Source organism: Arthrobacter sp. CAL618, from assembly GCF_000468215.1.
In the GTDB taxonomy this organism is placed as follows: domain Bacteria; phylum Actinomycetota; class Actinomycetes; order Actinomycetales; family Micrococcaceae; genus Arthrobacter_D.
Window position 1 is genome coordinate 2663 of sequence record NZ_ASZW01000188.1, and the last position, 2909, is coordinate 5571.

The 2909-nt window shown below is 64.7% G+C and carries 2 protein-coding genes; both read right to left on the reverse strand.

The window, feature by feature from the left end; genetic code table 11:
- A partial coding sequence (locus K728_RS21935) for a GntR family transcriptional regulator (RefSeq protein ID WP_337587498.1) occupies nucleotides 1-156 on the reverse strand: 156 nt, incomplete at its 3' end.
- Between the two features lie 135 nt (nucleotides 157-291).
- Nucleotides 292-2909 (reverse strand): aconitate hydratase (locus K728_RS0111395; RefSeq protein WP_024476790.1); only part of this gene is annotated, 2618 nt, incomplete at its 5' end.

Consider the following 2909-nt stretch of genomic DNA (forward strand, 5'->3'; position numbering starts at 1 on the left):
GCGGATGGGAGTCCGCGAGACGCCAAAGCGCTCCGAAAGGCCCACCTCGCGCAGCGGGGTCCCGGGAGGATGGACACCTGCCAGAATCTCGCTGCGCAGCACACGGAAGACCACTGAGCCGTCGACGCGTCCCGTCGAATCTGCCGGATCAGACACTTTCAACCGGTTCAGACACTTGGTGCTCCTCTAAGTAGGACCTGAATTTTAGGCACCCTATCCACGGGTGTGGGCTAGGACATTACTCATGGAACAGCCATTCGGACGCGTCGACGAGCGACTCGGGTGGAACTGCTAGACGGCGATCTGGCGCAGCACGTACTGCAGGATGCCACCGTTGCGGTAGTACTCGGCTTCACCCGGAGTGTCGATCCGCAGGACTGCCTCGAAGGTGATGGGCTCGCCGCCACCCTCAGGGGTCGCCGTGACGGTGACGGTCTTCGGGGTGGTGCCATTGTTCAGTTCGGTCACGCCGGACACCGCGAAGGTCTCGGTGCCGGTGAGGCCCAGCGTCTCGGCGTTCTCACCCTGGGGGAACTGCAGGGGCAGCACGCCCATACCAATGAGGTTGGAGCGGTGGATCCGCTCGTAGCTCTCGGTGATGACCGCACGGACGCCCAGGAGCGCGGTGCCCTTGGCAGCCCAGTCACGGGATGAACCCGAACCATATTCCTTGCCGGCCAGAATCACGAGCGGCGTGCCAGCGGCCTGGTAGTTCATCGCCGCATCGTAGACGGCAGCCTGTGGCGCGTCGGCCTGGCTGAAGTCGCGGGTGAAACCACCCTCAACGTCCTCGAGGAGCTGGTTGCGGATCCGGATGTTCGCGAACGTGCCACGGATCATCACTTCGTGGTTGCCCCGGCGTGAGCCGAAGGAGTTGAAGTCCTTGCGCTCCACACCGTGCTCGAGCAGGTAGCGACCCGCTGGAGTATCGGACTTGAAGGAGCCGGCCGGTGAGATGTGGTCGGTGGTGACCGAATCCCCCAGCTTCAACAGAACGCGTGCACCCTCGATGTCGGTGACGGGTTCCGGTTCGGCCTTCATGCCCTCGAAGTATGGAGGCTTCCGGACGTAGGTGGATTCCGGATCCCACTCGAAGGTGTCACCGGCCGGGGTGGGCAGGGACTGCCAGCGCTCGTCGCCATCGAAGATGGTTGAGTAGCTGGCCTTGAACATTTCCTTGTCGATCGACGCGTCGATGATCTGCTGCACCTCAACCGGGTTCGGCCAGATGTCCTTCAGGAAGACGTCGTTGCCGTCGTCGTCCTGGCCCAGTGGATCGGCAGCGAAATCGAAGTCCATGGTGCCGGCGAGGGCGTAAGCGACCACCAGCGGCGGGGAGGCCAGGTAGTTCATCTTCACGTCCGGGTTGATCCGGCCCTCGAAGTTGCGGTTACCGGAGAGGACCGCGGTGACCGCGAGATCGGCGTCGTGGATGGCCTGGGTGATCTCCTCATCGAGGGGACCCGAGTTGCCGATGCAGGTGGCGCAACCGTAGCCCACCACGAAGAAGCCGAGCTTCTCCAGGTACGGGATCAGTCCTGACTTCTCGTAGTAGTCGGTGACCACCTTCGAGCCGGGGGCGACCGAGGTCTTGACCCAGGCCTTGGAGGTCAGGCCCTTCTCGACGGCGTTGCGGGCCAGCACTGCTGCCGCCATCATCACTGACGGGTTGGACGTGTTGGTGCACGAGGTGATCGACGCGATGGTGACCGCCCCGTGGTCCAGGGTGAAGCTGCGGCCGTCGGCGGTAACGACGTCGATCGGGCTGGAGTCGCGGTCTGGTTCGGTCTTGGTGACCGTCTCGTGCGGGTGATCGTCGATCTTGGTGGCCGCACCGGTGGATGAGGGCGGGTCGGAGGCGGGGAAGGATTCCTCGAGGGCCTCGTCGACGGTCGCGCCCTCTTCCTCGACCGAGCGGTGCACGTAGTTTTCCAGGTCGCTGCGGAACTGCGGCTTGGCGTTGGTCAGCTCGACGCGGTCCTGGGGACGCTTCGGGCCGGCGATCGAGGAGACCACAGTCGAAAGGTCCAGTTCCAGGTACTCGGAGAAGGCAATCTCCTTGCTGGGGTCATGCCACATGCCCTGAGCCTTGGCGTAGGCCTCGACCAGTGCCAGGTTCTCCTCCGAGCGGCCGGTCAGCCGCAGGTAGTCCATGGTGACTTCATCGATCGGGAACATGGCAGCGGTGGAGCCGAACTCCGGGCTCATGTTGCCGATGGTGGCCCGGTTGGCCAGGGGCACAGCGCTGACGCCTTCGCCGTAGAACTCGACGAACTTGCCAACGACGCCGTGCTTGCGCAGCTTCTCGGTGATGGTGAGCACGACGTCGGTCGCGGTGGCGCCGGCGGGGATCTCACCGGTGAGCTTGAAGCCCACCACCCGAGGGATCAGCATGGAGACGGGCTGGCCCAGCATGGCAGCCTCGGCTTCGATGCCGCCGACCCCCCAGCCGAGCACGCCGAGCCCGTTGACCATGGTGGTGTGCGAGTCGGTGCCGACGCAGGTGTCGGGGTAGGCCTGCAGGGCGGTGGTGCCGTCGGTGGTGACCTCACGGGTCATCACCGTGCGGGCCAGGTACTCAAGGTTGACCTGGTGGACAATACCCATGCCGGGCGGCACCACCAGGAAGTCATCGAACGCGGTCTGACCCCAGCGCAGGAACTGGTACCGCTCGCCGTTGCGCTGGTACTCGATCTCGATGTTGCGCTCGAGTGCGTTGGCGTTGCCGGCGAAGTCGATCTGCACCGAGTGGTCAATGACCAGTTCGGCCGGCGCCAGCGGGTTGACGCGCTTGGGGTCTCCACCGAGTTCGACGACTGCCTCGCGCATGGTGGCGAGGTCGACGACGCAGGGCACACCGGTGAAGTCCTGCATGATCACGCGGGCCGGGGTGAACTGGATCTCGGTGT